Here is a 16,421-nt window from a genome sequence, read left to right on the forward strand (position 1 = left end):
AGGAGTTGGCGACGTCGTGGCGGTCGTCAAGGCTAGCCTGGCAAGGATGCAGGGCTGCAAGGGCGGCTCGAGCAGCTCCATTACGCCATAAACAAACCCGGATCCGGATCCCCAGACAGCGTGCTTTTCGCAGAACCCAGGAGGTGAGTGTGGAAGGAGCCAACAGCAATCACGTTTCCTGGGCGCGCATGGCAGCCGTGGCAGCCGCTTATGCCGCCTGCTATGAACTGGCCCGATACTTCTCGTTCTCGCACTGGATTCTTCCGGCCGGCCTGCGGCTGGCCTGTCTGTTCCTCGTCCCCAGACGGTTCTGGCCCGCGCTGGCCATCGGCGAGACGCTTCCCGTCGTCGAAAGCGCCGCACTTCACATACCGGACTTCGGCGTGCCCTGGGCGTTTGTTGCCTCGATCCCGCTGATTGTGGTGTGCATGCCTATCGTCGCGAAGATCAGGCAACAGGCGGACCTGTACCGGGACAATGGCGACCTCAATATAGCGATGATCCTGGCCGCCACCGTGGTCTGCGCGCTGCTTACCGCTGTCCTTACCTGTGCCGCGCTGATGGTTGCCCTCGCTACGGCGCCGCCAGGGGCCTGGCCGGAAATCGCCGTGGTCCCTTATTTCTTTGCCTACCTGCTGGGAGCCTACCTCGGGGCGCTGACGTTGACCCCGACGGTACTCGCGCTACGCGAGCGCGCCGCGCGGTACGAACGCGTGACGTGGTCGCTGGTCCGCACGAGCCCGCTCGCCATCGAGGTGGTGTTTGGCGTCACGCCTGCCCTGCTGGCCATGGCTGCGCTCGCATCGACTTCGGACGGGATCATGCTCCAGATTTGTCGCATGGCTATGGTCCTGCCGGTCCTCGTCCTCACCCTACGGCACGGCTGGCACGGCGGTGCCGTCGCCGGCATGCTCGCCAGCATTGCCATGGCATCGACCTCGACCGTCCTTCTGGACCCGGCCATGATTCACGCCCAGGTCGTGCTCGCATTTGCGATCTCTGGTGCTTTGATGGTGGGCGTACCCATCACCCGTCGCGCCAGAGCGCGCGCGGCGGGTGCGGGCATGACCGACGCAAGTCACCACTGACGAACGGACGGCTTCCGGTTCGTCATGGATACCCCGTCACTGGAAGTGGACACTGCACTCCGCCGGGTTCTTGCAGTCGTTGCTGACGGCTTGCATCAAGGCAGTCCCATCGGCCTGCGGCTGCACCGTAATCGTCACGCTGGCGTCCTGATAGACGGTTTCGGCGGCGGTGGTGGCAGCCGCTGGCGACGCGGGCAGAGGTTCGGTGGGCGTGGCCAGACGCGCCGCGTCGACGCCAATGGGCAACCCCATAATGTCGCTGCCCGAATAAGCAAAAGCGCCATGCACGGTGCCGTTGAGGTCATTGACCTGCACATAGCGCACGCCCAGACGCTCGAAGACATAGACGTGGTAATGGGGACTGGCGCTGACATCGGCCGCATTGGGCCACGCTTGTCCGAGACCGGTGGACGGAGGCGCCCCATCCGCCATGGCGGGAAGGACGATGATCGGCAGTGAGAGCAGGCCGGCGAGCAAAAGCTGGATTGAGCTGCGCATGTTAGTCCCCTAGCAGGATGAAGGTTGCCGCCGCACCCTATCTCAGGAAGGTGACGGCGATCACAACATTACTTGCATCCTGTCGCACGGACTGCGCCTGAGGGCGTCCTTACACCTGCCGGCGTAAGCTTTGCCTGCCTGGAACCGGGAGTCGCGAATCCGCTCCGAGAACGTGACATCCCGAGCCGGCACAACGCGATCGAGCCCCTGATGCCCAAGACCTCACACGCACACCGGGTTGCATTCACCGTGCTTTTAGTTGCGTGATCGCGTCACCACGGGCGGTGTCGTATTTCCATAAGGCAGCACGGGATGATCGTCGCTGGTGAGCAGGCGAATGAAGTTCGGATGGGTGAATACCTTTTCCCGCCCGACCCTGGTCTCGCTCAGCATCCCGATCCCGGTGAGCTGCTTGAGATAGACCGATGCGGTCTGGCGCTTGGCGATTCCCGCCTCGGTGAGGTTCTGGATACGCGCATAGGGCTGTACGAACAGCATGTCGACCAGTTCACGAGAGTAAAGCTTGTTAGCGCGCGCTTTGACGAAGGTCACCGCCGACGCCTGTAGTTGCTGGATAGCCTGGATCTTTACCGTTGTCCAACGAGCGGTTTCGGTGATAGCGGCCAGCATGAAGACAATCCACTCTTCCCAGGCTCCCTCGGCGGTTACGGCCAGAAGCCTTCGGTAATACTCTGCGCGATGCCGAAGGATGTACCGCGACAAGTAGAGGACGGGAAGGTCGAGAAGGCCCTGCTCGATCAGAATCAATAGATTGAGCACGCGACCTGTGCGTCCATTTCCATCCGCGAAAGGATGGATGGCCTCGAACTGGTAGTGCGCCACGGCCATACGGATGACCGGATCGATGTCCTCGGCCTCGTGGATGAAGCGCTCCCAGTTCGACAGCTTGTCCATGAGTAACGCCTCGCCTTCTGGCGGCGTATAGATGACATCGCCGCTGGCTGCGTTTGCTAGCGCGACGCCAGGCACCCGGCGTATCCACATGTCCTTGTGCTTGATGCGGGAGCAAACCAGAACCGCCGTGTTCGTTCCAAGCGGACGATCCGACAATGAATGGAATCCGTCGTACAGGGCACCGCGATATCGCAGAGCCTCTTTGGTCGCAGGATCGGTGGCCTGACTTTCGAGCTGGGCGAAACGAAAGAGCTCATCGCTGGTCGTAACGATGTTTTCGATTTCGCTACTAGCCTGGGCTTCAAGCAACGGGATGGTATTGATCAGCACGGACTGATTAGGGATCAGGTCTCCGGCGCTCTTCAGCTCCGCCAATGCCGCTCGCGCCGCGATGCACGCTTTGAGTATCGACTTACTCTCGATATCGGCCTTTGGCGGCAATGTCGGCAGGTCGTTGAACGGTTTGCTGGGATCAAAAGCCATGGTCAGGGATCGCTTCTGCATCGACATGTCGGCATCGATATGTCGTTCGCGTCGACATTAAGCCTCTATATGTCGAAAATCAACGAAATAATCGACATACTCCGGCGAGATGTCGATGACATCGACATCTCGCCGGAGTATGTCGATAAAATGCCCATTTATCGACATATCGCCCCAATGGATCGCCAGAAACAAAAAACCCGCCACAAGGGCGGGTTTTTTGCGTTTGGCTGGGAGACTAGGATTCGAACCTAGATAAACAGAGTCAGAGTCTGTTGTCCTACCGTTAGACGATCTCCCAATAAACCGGGAATCGGCGCGCTCTGACCTTGGAGCGCCGAACCTTGAAGCGCTGACTCTAAAGCAGAGATTAACGCTTCGAGAACTGCGTCGCGCGGCGGGCTTTGTGGAGACCGACCTTCTTACGCTCGACTTCGCGGGCGTCGCGGGTCATGAAACCAGCCTTGCGCAGCGGCGACTTCAGCGATTCGTCGTATTCGACGAGCGCGCGGGAGATGCCGAGGCGAATGGCGCCGGCCTGACCCGTGATGCCGCCACCGGCGACCGTCACCATGATGTCAAACTTCTCGGTGTTCTCGGTCAGTTCGAGCGGCTGGCGCACGATCATGCGCGAGGTCTCGCGGCCAAAGAACTGGTCGAGAGGCTTGCCGTTGACCACGATGCCACCGGTGCCCTTGCGGAGGAACACGCGGGCGGCGGAGGTCTTGCGACGGCCGGTGCCGTAATTCTGCTGAGTCGCCATCATGATTCCTTAGAGTTCCAGCGCCTGCGGCTGCTGTGCGGTATGCGGATGCTCGGAGCCGCCGTACACCTTGAGCTTGCGATACATCGCACGGCCCAGCGGGTTCTTCGGAAGCATGCCCTTAACGGCGATTTCAATCACGCGCTCCGGGTGCGTCGCCAGCAGGTCCTTGAGACTCGTGGTCTTCAGGTTGCCGACGTAGCCGGTGAAGCGGTGGTACTTCTTGTCGTCCAGCTTGGCGCCGGTGACGGCCACCTTCTCGGCGTTGACCACGACGATGTAATCGCCGGTATCGACGTGCGGGGTGAACTCCGGCTTATGCTTGCCGCGAAGGCGACGCGCGATCTCGGTCGACAGACGGCCGAGGGTCTTATTCGTGGCATCTACCACGAACCAATCGCGCTTGACGCTTTCAGGCTTGGCGCTGAACGTTTTCATTTCGGAATACCTAGTCTGCCGCCGTGGGGCGGAACACGAAATCGGTGAATCAAAGGCGCGAGAGAATAGCTGAACTTTCCCTCATCACGCAAGCCCACCGATCGGTGAGCTTTGGGCCGACGATGATAACATGACTTTTATGCCTGTCGACAACCGCGGAAACATTCTTGCTCTCGCGGACCAGTGCGTCATGTGCGGACTGTGCCTGCCCCAGTGCCCCACCTACCTGCTGGATGCGCAGGAAGCCGAGTCGCCCCGGGGCCGGATAGCCATGGCCGCCGCGCTCGCGAAGGGTACGGTAAGCGCCACACCGGCGCTGCGCCTGCATCTGGACCACTGTCTCGGCTGCATGAGTTGCGAGAAAGTCTGCCCCGCGAAGGTCGAATACGGCGAACTGCTCGTGGAGACGCGCGCGCTGCTGGGGCCCTCGCCGGAACGTCCGGATACGCTTATCGGTGTACTGAAGCGCCCGGTATTGTATCGCGGGTTGCGTGCCGTCGCACTTATCGGGGCGGTTCGTCGGCTGCTGACGCGGATGGGCGGGTGGCTTTCAGCCCGGTCGCCCTGGCGGGTCGCTCTGGGGATGCTTCCTCGCGGGAACATGGTGAAGGGGAGTCCCGGGCCTTTCGCTTCGCAAGGATCGCGCTCTGGAGCACCCCTACAGGGGCAGGCCCCTGTCCGTGGGCATGTGGCGTTGTTTCCCGGGTGTGTCGCCAGTGTCGAGGATGCGGCCGCTCAGGCGGCCGCCCAGCGGCTTCTGGTCGCGGCCGGGTTCACGGTTTCCGCGTTGCCCGCGTTCTGTTGTGGGGCAATGGATGCGCATGGCGGAGTCGCCGCTGGCGCCGAGACCTCGGCGGAGGCAGTGCGGCGTGCTTATGTCGCATCCGGCGCCACCACGCTCGTCACGGCGACGCCCGGATGTCTTTCGACGCTTCGCCGGGCCCTCCCGGGCGGGGTCGCCCAGGACGTCATGTCGCTGCTTGCCCGGCACGCCGACGATCTGACGTTCCGCCCGCTGACCGAGCGCGTGGCGCTGCACATCCCCTGCACCCAGACCAACATCGCCCGCAGCGATGCCGACCTGCGTCGTCTTCTTGCCCGCATTTCCGGCCTGGACGTGGCCACCATGCCCGCCCAGCCGACCTGTTGCGGCGCGGCCGGCACGCATATGCTCGAATTCCCCGAACGCGCCGCGACATTGCGCGACATGAAGCTGCGACAAGTGACCGCGTTGGCGACCTCACGGTTGCTGTCGTCAAATGTGGGCTGTCGCCTGCATCTGGCGGCGGGCATGGCCCCGGAAACCGCCATACCCGATCTGCATCCGCTTACCCTGCTCGCCGAACAACTGGAGTCCCCATGACCGTCCGCACTCTGAGCCCCCTCGACCGACTGCTTTCCGGCATCGAACGTGCGATGGAAGCCGTGGCGGGCTCCCCTGAGGCGGGGCGCCGCTCGCCCGGCGACGCGGTGGCGGATGTCGATATGGACGACGCGGATCGCCGGCATGCCGCGGGATTGATGCGAATCAACCATGTGGGCGAGGTCTGTGCGCAGGCCCTCTATGTCGGCCAGGCCGCCCTGGCGCGCACGCCGGAGACCCGCGAGCACCTGATGCATGCGGCGGCCGAGGAAACCGATCATCTGGCCTGGTGCGCCGAGCGGCTGAAGCAGCTCGACAGCCGCCCCAGCTTGCTGAACCCGCTCTGGTATGCCGGCAGCTATGCCATCGGCGTGGCGGCGGCGGCCGTCGGCGACCCGATCAGCCTGGGCTTCGTCGTGGAGACGGAACGCCAGGTGGAGGCGCATCTGGCCGAGCATCTGGAACGCCTTCCCGCCGAAGACGAACGCTCGCGTGCGATCCTGCGACAGATGCAAACCGACGAGATTCGTCACGCCGAAAGCGCCCAGGCACGCGGTGGCGTCGACCTGCCCTGGCCGATTCCCGGCGTGATGCACGCTGCTTCGGCCGTGATGAAGGCCGTCGCTTACCGGATCTGATCTCGACACATCGGGTGCTATTAAGAGCGCTTCGTTATGACGAGAGGAGACCCTCGGCCGCCGCTGCGCGGCTAGTCTTAGGCAGTTTCCGACCTCACCGCTCCGTTGGCTTTTCGCGCGCAAGCGCGCTCCCACCGAGCCCGTTCCATCAGGAAGCCCCGCAGTGGCCCCATAACGCGAAAGCCCCGCTTTCGGCGGGGCTTTCCAGGCGATTACATCAGGTTGCGGCCGTGGAACAGTTCTTCGATTTCCCGGCGCAACAGCGATTCGATGCGCTGACGCTCCTTGAACGAGAGATCGTCGGCCTGAGCCTCGAACAGGTAGGTGTCGAGGTCGAAGTCCTTGATGTGCATCTTCGTGTGGAAGATGTTTTCCTGGTAGACGTTCACGTCGAACATCTCGTACTTCTGACGGATGTGCTTGGCCAGGTAGTCCTGCACCGAATTGATCTTGTGATCGATGAAGTGCTTCTTGCCCTTCACGTCGCGCGTGAACCCGCGAACCCGGTAGTCGGCGATGACGATGTCCGACTCGAAGCTGTCGATCAGGTAGTTCAGTGCCTTCAGCGGCGAAATGACGCCACAGGTGGCTACGTCGATGTCCGCGCGGAAGGTGGCGATACCGTTGTGCGGGTGCGTTTCCGGGTAGGTATGGACGGTGATGTGGCTCTTGTCCATGTGCGCCACGACGGCGCCCGAGATGGTATCGCGGCCGAGTTTTTCGACCACCGGCTCCTCGGAAATGAGGATGGTGACCGACGCACCCTGCGGATCGTAGTCCTGACGTGCGATATTGAGGATGTTCGCGCCGATGATCTCGGCGACGTCCGTCAGTATCTGGGTCAGGCGATCGGCGTCATACTGCTCGTCGATGTATTCGATGTAATTCTGACGCTGCTGTTCCGAGACGGCATAGCAGATGTCGTAGATGTTGAAGCTCAGGGCCTTGGTCAGGTTGTTGAAACCCTGCAGGCGAAGGCGAGGAAGCGGTTTAACCACAGCGGCTCTCCGAGGCCGCGTGGCGGCCAGCAGTAGACGCGGGTTAGCTACATGGGTCCCCGCAAGATGGATAGAGGCGTCGAACGCTTTAAGTGTCCGCGACTCGTGTTACCGGTTCGCGACCCGAGGGGCCGCCGTCCGAAGGGGGGAAATTATGGGGCAAGATGCTCGAAATTTGAACAAGCAGGTACAGACATCATTGATCGCCCTAACTCTGCAATAATCCTCGATGGACGTGGCGGATGGATGCTACCGGTCACTCGACCGGCCCATCGAAGGGGCCGCCACCCCCCATTCGGATGACGGAATCAGCTGTGGCTCAACTTAAATATCTGCTGCAACAGGCGTTCGAACGATCACAGGCACCCCTGGGCTTCGCTCCCGATCCCGCATCGATGGAGCGTTTTCTCGAGGCTTGTCATCGTCGGCGCTATCCCGGAAAGACCGCAATCATCCGACCCGGCGACCCGGCGAATACCCTTTACTACGTCGTCGAGGGCTCTCTCGCCGTGTGCACGGAGGACGAGGAAGGCCGTGAGCTGATCCTTGCCTACATCAACCGCGGGCAGTTCATCGGGGAGATGGGCTTGTTCGTGGAGCAGGCGCAACGCGAGTCGCTGGTGCGTACGCGAACCGCCGTCGAGATGGCGGAAATCAGCTACGAGCGCCTTTTCCAGCTACTGGAAGGCTCGTTGGCGGCCGAATGTCCGAAACTGCTGTTCGCCATCGGTTCACAGCTGACCCAGCGTCTGCTGCGCACCTCGCGTCAGGTCAGCCGCATGGCGTTCATGGACGTCACGAACCGGGTGTCCCGCACCCTGCTCGATCTGTGCACCGAGCCGGACGCCATGTCGCATCCGGACGGTACGCAGATCCGCATCTCCCGTCAGGAAGTCAGCCGCATCGTGGGTTGTTCCCGCGAAATGGTCGGCCGCGTCCTGAAGCAATTGGAAGAAGAGCGGATGATCGACGTCGCCGGTAAGACAATCGTCGTTCGCGGCACCCGCTAAGCGCTTCCGGTCAGCCCTTCCAGATCATGTAGACGTCGGCTCGCGCGTAATGCGAGCCGGCGCGTACCTGCGCCTGGCGCTCGAAGCCCGCGCGTTCGTACATGCCCAGCGCGCGTTGCAGCACGCTGTTGGACTCCAGGAATAATGTCTGTCCGTCGAGACGCCGGAACTCGGCGATCGCCGCATCGAGCAGCTTCCGGCCGGCACCCAGGCCCCGGTAGTTCTCGTCCACGCCCATCTTCGAAAGCTCGTAGACGCCTTCGGATTCGCACAGCAGCGCGCAGGTACCGACCACCTCGCCGGCGAACAGCGCGAAGAAGATGGCACCCCCCGGCGCCAGCACGGTATTTTCGGGGTCGGCGAACATGGCGCGATCCACGTCCTCGACGGCGAAATGCCGTTCCAGCCATTGCTGGTTGAGGCGGCGGAAATGATCGCGCAACGCCGGATCGAACGGCACGACCTCGATCTCCAGTTCGGCCAGCGCCTGCCGGTGGGCGAGGATGGATGAAACCAATGGCCGCTTGGCCAGCGTCTGCTCGCAGCCCTCGATCGCTTCGAGCAAAGCCGCCGCCTGCGGCCCCAGCGAACCGACGATCCCGCGACGAATAGCCAGCCAGACCGGACCCAGTGCCGCCAATGCGCGGTCGGCCTCGTCGGTGAGAGCCAGCACACTGCGCCGCCCGTCCTGGGGATCGCGCTGACGCGTGACCATGCCGGCCTCGACCAGGCGGTCGGCAAGCTGGCTGACGGCCGAATGCGTCTGACCGATAGCGGAGGCCACATCGGTCACCGTGCTGGGACCGGCGTCGCGCAGCAGGCGCAGGACGGGAAACCAGCGCGATTCGATGCGGGCATCGCACGCGCGGTAAACCTCGTCGACGGCCTGGTAGAAGTGGTCGCTTAATGCCTTGAGACGACTTCCTAGCGCGAGTTCACGCAATGTGGGGAGATACATGTATGCCCGATCGTTCCCTGTGGTCGGTCTAAGCTAGCTGCGGGCCTTCGCTATACGCAAGCGCCATCCTTCATCCCGTGTACGCATCGTTCTCGTTTATGTTGGTGCCGCGCTCTCACTATCGTTGCGACACTTATGGACTGGACCCAATTTCTCATCTTCGTTGGCGTCGGCCTGCTCGCCCAGTTGGTCGACGGTGCGCTGGGCATGGCTTATGGGCTGGTGTCCAATGCCGTATTGCTTTCGATCGGCCTTCCACCGGCCGTAGCGAGCGCGACCGTGCACACGGCCGAGGTTTTCACCACGGGCGTTTCCTGCGGCTCCCACGCGTTTTTCGGCAATGTCGACTGGAAAATCTTCCGGCGCCTTGCCATTCCCGGCGTGATCGGCGGCATCGCCGGCGCCTGGTTCCTGGCCAGCGTGCCGGGCGAGGCCCTCAAACCCTTCGTCTACGCCTACCTTCTGATCCTTGGCATCGTCGTTCTGCTGCGCGCCTTCGGCCGCGCGGTCTCGCACCACCGGGTACGCCACAAAGGGTGGCTCGGCTTCTTCGCAGGACTGCTGGATGCCATAGGCGGTGGCGGCTGGGGACCGATCGCCACGTCGACACTGCTAGCCCGCGGTGGCGCGGTGCGGACCACCATTGGCTCGGTCAACGCCGCGGAATTCGTGGTGACCGTCGCCATTTCGGCGACGTTGATCTTCCACATCGGCATCCCACACTGGCCCATCGTGGCGGGCCTGCTGACCGGCGGCGTGATCGCGGCACCCGTCGCCGCGTGGCTGGTCAAGCACCTGCCGCCACGTGGCGTGATGGGGGCGGTAGGCGTGCTGATTATCGGTATCAGCCTGTACCAGCTATCCGCGCACGCCCTGAAATTGCTCTTGTAGGAACGGGCTTGGGGCTCAGAACCAGTGCACCACTTCCAGCGTCTTGCCTACCGCTTTCGCCGCCTTCCTCGCCAGCTTGGGCGTCGGATTCACGATGAACGCCGTTTCCGCAACACGCAGCAACGGCACATCGGACAGCGAATCGCTATAGGCGATAGCCGCGGGCAATGGCACGCCGGCCGATTTCAGCGCCGCGACCTTGGCCTTGCCCACGTTATGGAAGGTCATCCGCATGCCGAACAGGCCACCGCGGGTCCGCGACGTCAGTAACTCGACGCCCGAAAGCCTGACCTCGTCGAGGATCGCCTCGATCAGGATCGGGTCGTTACCCGTCACGATGACAACGCGATCGCCCGCATCGACATGGCGGCGCATCGTGGCAACCGCATCGCGCAGGAAGACGCCCGGGCGACGTGCGTAGGCGCGACCGAATTCCGCGGCGCGGCGACGGTAGACGGCTTCGCTGCGACCGAAAGTCGCCACGCGCAGGAAGACCCGCGCCAGGAACCGGTTGCCCGCCGGAGACGGCAACAGCAACGGCACGAACGGAATCAGCGGCAATACCGTAAGCAGGCGCCAACGGCCTCGCGCGATGCGCTCGCGAATAAAGAGCTCGAGCGTCTGGTGACGCACGATGACGCCGTCGAAATCGAACAATACGACGCGCTGCGCGTCGGCGACCGCTTCGGGAGCGGCCGCTTCGAGCATCCCCTGGTCCATGTCGTCAGCGCGGGCCGAAGAGCTTTTGCAGCTCCGCACCCGGGTCGGCGGCACGCATGAAGGCTTCGCCGACCAGGAACGAATCGATGCCCGCCTTACGCAGCCGGCGAACGTCTTCATGGGTACTGATGCCGGACTCGGCGATCAGGACGACATCGTTACCGACGTATTCCTTCAGCTTTTCCGACGTACCTAACTCGGTCTCGAACGTGCGCAGATTGCGGTTGTTTACGCCGAACAGGGGTGCCGGCACCTCGAGAGCGCGTTGCAGCTCTTCCAGGTTGTGCACCTCGACGAGGACGTCGAGTTCGAGTTCGGCCGCCAGCATCGTGAGATTCATGAGCGCGCTGTCGTCGAGCGCGGCCGCGATGAGCAGGATGCAGTCCGCGCCGATAACCCGCGCTTCGTACACCTGGTACTCGTCGATGATGAAATCCTTGCGCAGCACGGGCAGCTTGCAGGCTTCCCGGGCGTTATGCAGGTAGTCCTCGCAGCCCTGGAAAAAGTCGGCGTCGGTCAGCACGGACAGGCATGCCGCGCCGCCCGCTTCGTAGCTGCGCGCAATGGCGACGGGATCGAAGTCCGGTCGAATGAGCCCTTTGCTGGGGCTGGCCTTCTTGATTTCGGCGATGACCGCCGACTGGCCAGCATGCAGCTTCGCTTCGATCGCCGCGGCGAACCCGCGGGTGCCGGGAAGCTTCTTGGCTTCTGCAGCTAGCTCGGCAAGAGGCCTCCGGGCGCTGCGCTCGGTGATTTCCTCTCGCTTGCGAGTGAGGATGCGGTCGAGAATATCGGACATCGGGAAAGCTTCCTTGGGGTATGCGGGAACGAAAGGAGGCGTCCGTTCCCGTCTACGACATCAGGCGCCGAGCCGCTGGGTTGCGGCCACGAACGCGTCCATTTTTACACGAGCCGCGCCACTGGCAATGGTGACGCGTGCCAATTCGATGCCCTCGGCGATCGATGTGCTGACATCGGCCGTGTACAGGGCCGCGCCAGCGTTGAGACAGACGATGTCATGAGCGACCCCCGGAACGCCAGAGATGGCTTCCAGAAGCATGGCCTTCGACTCCTCTGCGTTCTCCACGCGAAGGTTGCGGCTGGAGGCCATGGCAAGCCCGAAATCTTCCGGTTCGACCTCGTATTCCCTCACTTCTCCGTTGCGAAGCTCACCTACAAGCGTAGCAGCGCCCAGGGAAATCTCGTCCATGCCGTCACGCCCCCACACGACCAGCGCGTGCTTCGTCCCCAGGGCCTGGAGTACACGCACCTGGATGCCGACGAGGTCGGGATGGAACACACCCATGAGGATATTCGGAGCGCCCGCGGGATTGGTCAGCGGCCCAAGGATGTTGAACAGCGTACGCACGCCCATCTCGCGCCGCACCGGCCCGACGACCTTCATCGCCGGATGGTGGTTGGGCGCGAACATGAAGCCGATATCGGTTTCTTCCATGCAGGTGGCGACCTGGGTGGGTGAAAGGTCGATACGCGCTCCCAGCGCCTCCAGCACATCGGCGCTGCCCGACTTCGACGACACGCTGCGTCCACCGTGCTTGGCGACGCGCGCGCCCGCCGCGGCCGCGACGAACATCGACGCGGTGGAGATGTTGAACGTGGACGCCCCGTCGCCGCCCGTGCCGACGATATCGACGAAATGCGGATGCGGCGCCGTATCGACCGTGGCAGCCAGCTCGCGCATCACACGCGCGGCGCCGGTGATCTCGCCGACGGTTTCCTTCTTCACGCGCAGGCCGGTCATGATGGCCGCCGTCATCAGCGGGCTGACGTCGCCGCGCATGATCTGACGCATCAGCTCGATCATCTCGTCGTGGAAGATCTCGCGATGTTCGATGGTGCGCTGGAGCGCCTCGGAGGGGGTGATCGGCATGCGGGACACTCGGAATCAGGCCGCCAGCGGAAGAGGCAGGCCCAGGAAATTGCGCAGCAGGTCGTGACCGTGCTGGGTGAGGATCGACTCGGGGTGGAACTGCACGCCCTCGATCGGCAACGTGCGGTGACGCAGGCCCATGATCTCGTCGATCGAGCCATCGTCGCGCTCGGTCCATGCCGTGACTTCGAGGCAATCGGGCACCGAGGTCTTTTCCACCACCAGCGAGTGATAACGCGTGGCCTCGAACGGATCGGGCAAGCCGGCAAACACCCCCTGTCCGCGATGGCGAACCGGCGAGGTCTTGCCGTGCATGATCTCGCGGGCCCGGATGACCTTGCCGCCGAATACCTGGCCGATCGCCTGATGCCCCAGGCAGACGCCGAAGATGGGGATCTCGCTGGCCAGCTCACGAAGAATATCGAGCGATACGCCAGCATCGTCGGGCGTGCCCGGCCCCGGCGAAATCATGATGCGTGAAGGCGCCAACGCGCGGATGTCCGCGACGGTCAGCGCGTCGTTCCGCATGACTTTCACTTCCTGCCCCAGCTCGCCCAGGTACTGGACGAGGTTGAAGGTGAAGCTGTCGTAGTTGTCGATCATCAGGAGCATGGGCAGGCACGGCACAGGCAGGAACGATCGGCGATTGTAGCCCTACCGGCGCATCTGGCACCCTCTGTCGACGCACCATCCTGTCATCTCAAGGACTTCCGATGCTCCGACGGGTAGCCGCCTTCTTCTTGCTCGCCCCTGCCCTCGCCGCCGCCCAGACCGCGGATCGCGACTGGGCGCAGGCGCTTCGCCAGGACGCCAGGGCCCTGCACGACGATGTCGCGGCCAATCACCCGGGGCCAGTCGATCCGCTGAACCCGCGCTTCGCCGCCGCGAACGATGCGGGCCTCGCCATGGCACTGGACCGGGCGAAGCGTACGAAGGACTTCGCCGGCTACTGGTATGCCATGCGTGCGTACGCCGCCGGGTTCGACGACGGGCATCTCAATTTCTCCGAGGCTAAAGGCACGAAAGTTCCGGTGATGGCATCGCGCTGGCCGGGTTTCCTGACCGCCTTCGACAACAAGGGAAAGCAGCGCGTCGTAACGCGCGACGACCGGGCGCCCCTCCCGTTGGGCGCCACTCTGCTGGCCTGCGATGGTCGGCCCGCCGACCGGCTGGCGGCGGAAAACGTGGGCGCGTTCACCGGTCGCTGGAACCTCAAGGCACAGCGCGCATGGGCCGGCGGCCGGCTCTTTCTCGACAACGGCAACCCATGGATCGCGCGGCCATCCATATGCACGTTCGATGTCGCGGGCGTGCAACGCTCGGTAACGCTGACATGGATTCCCATCGACCAGGCGGCACTGAAGGAACGGCTCGCTGCCACTTCCCGTCGTGCCCACGACCCCATCGGCATGCGCAAGCTTCCCGACGGCACGGTCTGGCTGACACTGAGCGACTTCGATGGCGATCCCAATGGGGCCGCTGCGAAGGCACTCGTCCCTTTGATCGCCGATCTGGCGAAACAGCGCGACGCGATCGTCGCCGCGCCAGCCATCGTGCTGGACCTGCGCGGCAACAACGGCGGCTCGTCCGACTGGAGCCTGCAGATCGCGCGCGTGCTTTGGGGCGCGGCACGCGTCGATGCGGCGAACGTCGACTCGACCACCGTCGAATGGCGCGCCTCCGTGGCCAACATCGCGACCATGAGCGAACTCGCGGACAAACTTCGCGCGAGCCCCGATGGGTCGCATGAAGTCCTTGCCTGGGTGGACAGCACCGTCGCCGGCATGACGGCGGCGAAGAAGAACGGACAGGCGCTCTGGCAAGCGCCGAAAGAAGCCGAAGCAAAATCTGCCGCACAAGCTCCGGTCGCGCCGCCACGCGCCCGCATCTTCATGGTGACGGACGCCGGCTGCGGATCCGCCTGCCTCGACGCCGCCGATCTCTGGCTTGCCCTGGGTGTTGTCCACGTCGGCGAGGAAACGAGCGCGGATACGCTCTACATGGACATCCGCAAGGACGACCTCCCGAGCGGCATCGGACGCGTAGTCGTCCCGATGAAGGTGTACCGCGGCCGCAAGCGAGGCGCGAACGTGCCCATCGTTCCCGCCCACATTTTCCCCGGCGCAGTGGCGGACACGCCCGCACTGGAACGTTGGATAGCGTCCCTTCATTGAAAACAGGGCATCGGGCGTAACCAAACGCCGTCGCGACGCATCAGAAGTATGCGCCTTCCCATTCATCGGAGTTCCAATGAACCGCCCCACCGTTATCGTGTCCGCACTTTTGCTTGGCCTGGCCGCTATCTCGCCTCCTGCCGCCGCCCGCGACACCCGTACGGCCACCCCCGCGAAGATGGACGAGGTCCTCAACAAGCTGGGCTCGGACGCCGTGAAAGCGAATATGACCGATGCCTTATCGATCGCTGTAGTGAAAGACGGCAAGACCCTGTTCTACAACTTCGGCTCGGTGTCGCGGGAGAAGCCGCAGGTACCGACGGAAAACACCATCTACGAGATCGCCTCGATCACCAAGGTATTCACGTCGCTAATCCTCGCGCACGCCGTCGCTGAAGGTAAGGTCAACCCTCAGGACGATATTCGCCGGTATTTACCGGGCGACTATCCGAACCTGGAGTTCGAAGGAACACCCGTCCGGCTGATCGATCTCGCGAACACGACCTCCGCCCTTCCCGACAACCTGCCAGACTTCCCGAAGATCGTCGAAAAAGCCGGACCCGACGAAGCGCCCTTTCTCATCAGCGCCGCCTTGCAGCAATACACCGACGCACAGCTACTCGTCGATCTGAAGTCGGCCGCGCTCGTCGGTAAGCCGGGTACCCAGTCGCGCCATTCGAATCTCGCGACGGAACTGCTAGCCATCATTCTCGAGAAGGTCTACGGCGAACGTTACGAAACGTTGCTGGCGCGCTATGTGGAGAAACCCTTCGGCATGGCCAGCGGCACCGGCAACGCGCGTTCGGCGCTGCTCGCGACGGGCTACGACAAGAAACACGTCGTCATGCCTTCGCTGAACGGACCGTCGATCCTGGCTGCCGGCGGACTGCGTTACAGCACGTCGGACATGGCCCGGTTTCTGGTTGCCGAACTGGCCGCGCCGGACGCAGCGATCCGGCTCACCCAGAAACCGACATGGGGCGATACCGACGACATGGCGATCGGCTACAACTGGACGCTTAGCCGGACGATCGACAGCAAACTCCGGCTGCGCACGTCCGGAGGCGCCTTCGGATATTCCAGCTATATCGAAATGTATCCGGACCTCGGATACGGCATCGTGCTGTTCGCGAATAGGCCAGGCGAGACACAGGGCCAGCTCCAGCAACTGGCGGATAAGGCGCTGGAAGATATTTTCGGCAAGCCGGCCGTGTTGAGCGCACTCGAAAGTGCATTGGAAAAAGGAAAGTACGTGAACGTCGGCGCCACCGTCGCCACGATCCAGCGCGACCACCCCGAATTGCGCCTGACGGAATCCTTCGTCAATCAGTGGGCCTACCGCTTGCTTGCCGAAAAGCGCCCGCAGCAGGCGATTGGCCTGTTCCAGTACAACACGCAGCAATGGCCCAAAAGCTGGAACGCCTTCGACAGTCTGGCCGAAGGCTACGAAGGACTGGGCGATACGAAGGAGGCCATCGCGAACTACCGCCGCTCACTGGAACTCAACGTCGGCAATCAACACGCCGTCGACCATCTGAAGAAACTCGATCCGACAGCTAAGTAGGCATCCCAGCGGCACGACGGCAACGTCGC

The 16,421-nt window shown here is 63.2% G+C and carries 17 protein-coding genes and 1 tRNA gene; 7 read left to right on the plus strand and 11 right to left on the minus strand.

The genetic code is table 11. The annotated features are described in order from the left end of the window. Positions 1-149: 149 nt before the first annotated feature. A complete protein-coding gene (locus tag AC3IR3_RS18285; RefSeq protein ID WP_489194229.1) occupies positions 150-1,088 on the plus strand; it encodes an MASE1 domain-containing protein in 939 nt (312 codons plus the stop codon). 36 nt (positions 1,089-1,124) lie between these two features. Here AC3IR3_RS18285 and AC3IR3_RS18290 read toward each other — a convergent pair whose 3' ends face one another. From AC3IR3_RS18290 to rplM, 5 genes are all read right to left on the minus strand, one after another. After that, the gene (locus tag AC3IR3_RS18290) at positions 1,125-1,586 is read right to left on the minus strand and encodes a hypothetical protein (RefSeq protein ID WP_489194230.1); all 462 of its coding nucleotides are present in this window, start codon (positions 1,584-1,586) and stop codon (positions 1,125-1,127) included. 255 nt (positions 1,587-1,841) lie between these two features. Next, positions 1,842-2,984 carry a protein adenylyltransferase Fic gene (gene fic, locus AC3IR3_RS18295; protein ID WP_489196966.1) on the minus strand — a complete coding sequence of 381 codons (1,143 nt, stop codon included), beginning with the start codon at positions 2,982-2,984 and terminating at the stop codon, positions 1,842-1,844. A 227-nt stretch (positions 2,985-3,211) separates the two neighbouring features. Continuing rightward, a tRNA-Gln gene (locus tag AC3IR3_RS18300) sits at positions 3,212-3,285 on the minus strand. A gap of 69 nt (positions 3,286-3,354) precedes the next feature. Then, complete coding sequence (rpsI, locus tag AC3IR3_RS18305) at positions 3,355-3,747, minus strand: 30S ribosomal protein S9 (RefSeq protein ID WP_132146229.1); 393 nt, start codon at positions 3,745-3,747, stop codon at positions 3,355-3,357. A gap of 9 nt (positions 3,748-3,756) precedes the next feature. Beyond that, a complete protein-coding gene (rplM, locus tag AC3IR3_RS18310; RefSeq protein ID WP_132146226.1) occupies positions 3,757-4,185 on the minus strand; it encodes a 50S ribosomal protein L13 in 429 nt (142 codons plus the stop codon). A gap of 130 nt (positions 4,186-4,315) precedes the next feature. Between rplM and AC3IR3_RS18315 the strand changes: the two genes are divergently transcribed. Continuing rightward, a complete protein-coding gene (locus tag AC3IR3_RS18315) occupies positions 4,316-5,548 on the plus strand; it encodes a (Fe-S)-binding protein (RefSeq protein WP_489194232.1) in 1,233 nt (410 codons plus the stop codon). Continuing rightward, positions 5,545-6,186, plus strand: a complete 642-nt coding sequence (coq7, locus tag AC3IR3_RS18320) for a 2-polyprenyl-3-methyl-6-methoxy-1,4-benzoquinone monooxygenase (protein ID WP_489194234.1) — start codon at positions 5,545-5,547, stop codon at positions 6,184-6,186. The genes AC3IR3_RS18315 and coq7 overlap by 4 nt, the downstream gene beginning before the upstream one ends. A 212-nt stretch (positions 6,187-6,398) precedes the next feature. On the opposite strand, the gene speD is transcribed toward coq7, so the two are convergent. Continuing rightward, entirely contained in the window at positions 6,399-7,184 is a 786-nt protein-coding gene (speD, locus tag AC3IR3_RS18325; RefSeq protein WP_036109987.1) for an adenosylmethionine decarboxylase, read from the minus strand. A gap of 314 nt (positions 7,185-7,498) precedes the next feature. Between speD and crp the strand changes: the two genes are divergently transcribed. Beyond that, positions 7,499-8,194: a cAMP-activated global transcriptional regulator CRP gene (gene crp / locus AC3IR3_RS18330; protein WP_132146217.1), complete on the plus strand. Its 696-nt coding sequence runs from the start codon at positions 7,499-7,501 to the stop codon at positions 8,192-8,194. Between the two features lie 10 nt (positions 8,195-8,204). Here crp and AC3IR3_RS18335 read toward each other — a convergent pair whose 3' ends face one another. After that, the gene (locus AC3IR3_RS18335) at positions 8,205-9,152 is read right to left on the minus strand and encodes a bifunctional helix-turn-helix transcriptional regulator/GNAT family N-acetyltransferase (protein WP_489194237.1); all 948 of its coding nucleotides are present in this window, start codon (positions 9,150-9,152) and stop codon (positions 8,205-8,207) included. A gap of 135 nt (positions 9,153-9,287) precedes the next feature. Between AC3IR3_RS18335 and AC3IR3_RS18340 the strand changes: the two genes are divergently transcribed. After that, complete coding sequence (locus AC3IR3_RS18340) at positions 9,288-10,043, plus strand: sulfite exporter TauE/SafE family protein (RefSeq protein WP_489194239.1); 756 nt, start codon at positions 9,288-9,290, stop codon at positions 10,041-10,043. A gap of 15 nt (positions 10,044-10,058) precedes the next feature. Here AC3IR3_RS18340 and AC3IR3_RS18345 read toward each other — a convergent pair whose 3' ends face one another. From AC3IR3_RS18345 to AC3IR3_RS18360, 4 genes are read right to left on the minus strand one after another with little or no spacing between them, the layout of a single operon-like run. After that, positions 10,059-10,751, minus strand: a complete 693-nt coding sequence (locus tag AC3IR3_RS18345; RefSeq protein ID WP_489194240.1) for a haloacid dehalogenase-like hydrolase — start codon at positions 10,749-10,751, stop codon at positions 10,059-10,061. A gap of 16 nt (positions 10,752-10,767) precedes the next feature. Further along, the gene (gene trpC, locus AC3IR3_RS18350) at positions 10,768-11,562 is read right to left on the minus strand and encodes an indole-3-glycerol phosphate synthase TrpC (RefSeq protein WP_489194241.1); all 795 of its coding nucleotides are present in this window, start codon (positions 11,560-11,562) and stop codon (positions 10,768-10,770) included. A 60-nt stretch (positions 11,563-11,622) separates the two neighbouring features. After that, a complete protein-coding gene (gene trpD / locus AC3IR3_RS18355; protein ID WP_489194243.1) occupies positions 11,623-12,654 on the minus strand; it encodes an anthranilate phosphoribosyltransferase in 1,032 nt (343 codons plus the stop codon). Between the two features lie 15 nt (positions 12,655-12,669). Further along, positions 12,670-13,266, minus strand: a complete 597-nt coding sequence (locus AC3IR3_RS18360; protein WP_489194245.1) for an anthranilate synthase component II — start codon at positions 13,264-13,266, stop codon at positions 12,670-12,672. 101 nt (positions 13,267-13,367) lie between these two features. Between AC3IR3_RS18360 and AC3IR3_RS18365 the strand changes: the two genes are divergently transcribed. Together AC3IR3_RS18365 and AC3IR3_RS18370 are read left to right on the plus strand one after the other, a co-directional pair. Beyond that, entirely contained in the window at positions 13,368-14,828 is a 1,461-nt protein-coding gene (locus tag AC3IR3_RS18365; RefSeq protein ID WP_489194246.1) for a S41 family peptidase, read from the plus strand. A 76-nt stretch (positions 14,829-14,904) separates the two neighbouring features. Then, the gene (locus AC3IR3_RS18370) at positions 14,905-16,392 is read left to right on the plus strand and encodes a serine hydrolase (protein WP_489194248.1); all 1,488 of its coding nucleotides are present in this window, start codon (positions 14,905-14,907) and stop codon (positions 16,390-16,392) included. The last annotated feature ends 29 nt before the right edge of the window (positions 16,393-16,421 follow it).

It is taken from the genome of Luteibacter sp. GL_149 (genome assembly GCF_057834065.1).

Excerpts from the sequence above, each read along its gene's own strand:
- AC3IR3_RS18290 (WP_489194230.1), bottom strand. The coding sequence starts at position 1,586 with ATGCGCAGCTCAATCCAGCTTTTGCTCGCCGGCCTGCTCTCACTGCCG.
- fic (WP_489196966.1), bottom strand. The coding sequence starts at position 2,984 with ATGGCTTTTGATCCCAGCAAACCGTTCAACGACCTGCCGACATTGCCG.
- rpsI (WP_132146229.1), bottom strand. The coding sequence starts at position 3,747 with ATGGCGACTCAGCAGAATTACGGCACCGGCCGTCGCAAGACCTCCGCC.
- rplM (WP_132146226.1), bottom strand. The coding sequence starts at position 4,185 with ATGAAAACGTTCAGCGCCAAGCCTGAAAGCGTCAAGCGCGATTGGTTC.
- AC3IR3_RS18315 (WP_489194232.1), top strand. The coding sequence starts at position 4,316 with ATGACTTTTATGCCTGTCGACAACCGCGGAAACATTCTTGCTCTCGCG.
- coq7 (WP_489194234.1), top strand. The coding sequence starts at position 5,545 with ATGACCGTCCGCACTCTGAGCCCCCTCGACCGACTGCTTTCCGGCATC.
- AC3IR3_RS18335 (WP_489194237.1), bottom strand. The coding sequence starts at position 9,152 with ATGTATCTCCCCACATTGCGTGAACTCGCGCTAGGAAGTCGTCTCAAG.
- AC3IR3_RS18340 (WP_489194239.1), top strand. The coding sequence starts at position 9,288 with ATGGACTGGACCCAATTTCTCATCTTCGTTGGCGTCGGCCTGCTCGCC.
- AC3IR3_RS18345 (WP_489194240.1), bottom strand. The coding sequence starts at position 10,751 with ATGCTCGAAGCGGCCGCTCCCGAAGCGGTCGCCGACGCGCAGCGCGTC.
- trpC (WP_489194241.1), bottom strand. The coding sequence starts at position 11,562 with ATGTCCGATATTCTCGACCGCATCCTCACTCGCAAGCGAGAGGAAATC.
- trpD (WP_489194243.1), bottom strand. The coding sequence starts at position 12,654 with ATGCCGATCACCCCCTCCGAGGCGCTCCAGCGCACCATCGAACATCGC.
- AC3IR3_RS18360 (WP_489194245.1), bottom strand. The coding sequence starts at position 13,266 with ATGCTCCTGATGATCGACAACTACGACAGCTTCACCTTCAACCTCGTC.
- AC3IR3_RS18365 (WP_489194246.1), top strand. The coding sequence starts at position 13,368 with ATGCTCCGACGGGTAGCCGCCTTCTTCTTGCTCGCCCCTGCCCTCGCC.
- AC3IR3_RS18370 (WP_489194248.1), top strand. The coding sequence starts at position 14,905 with ATGAACCGCCCCACCGTTATCGTGTCCGCACTTTTGCTTGGCCTGGCC.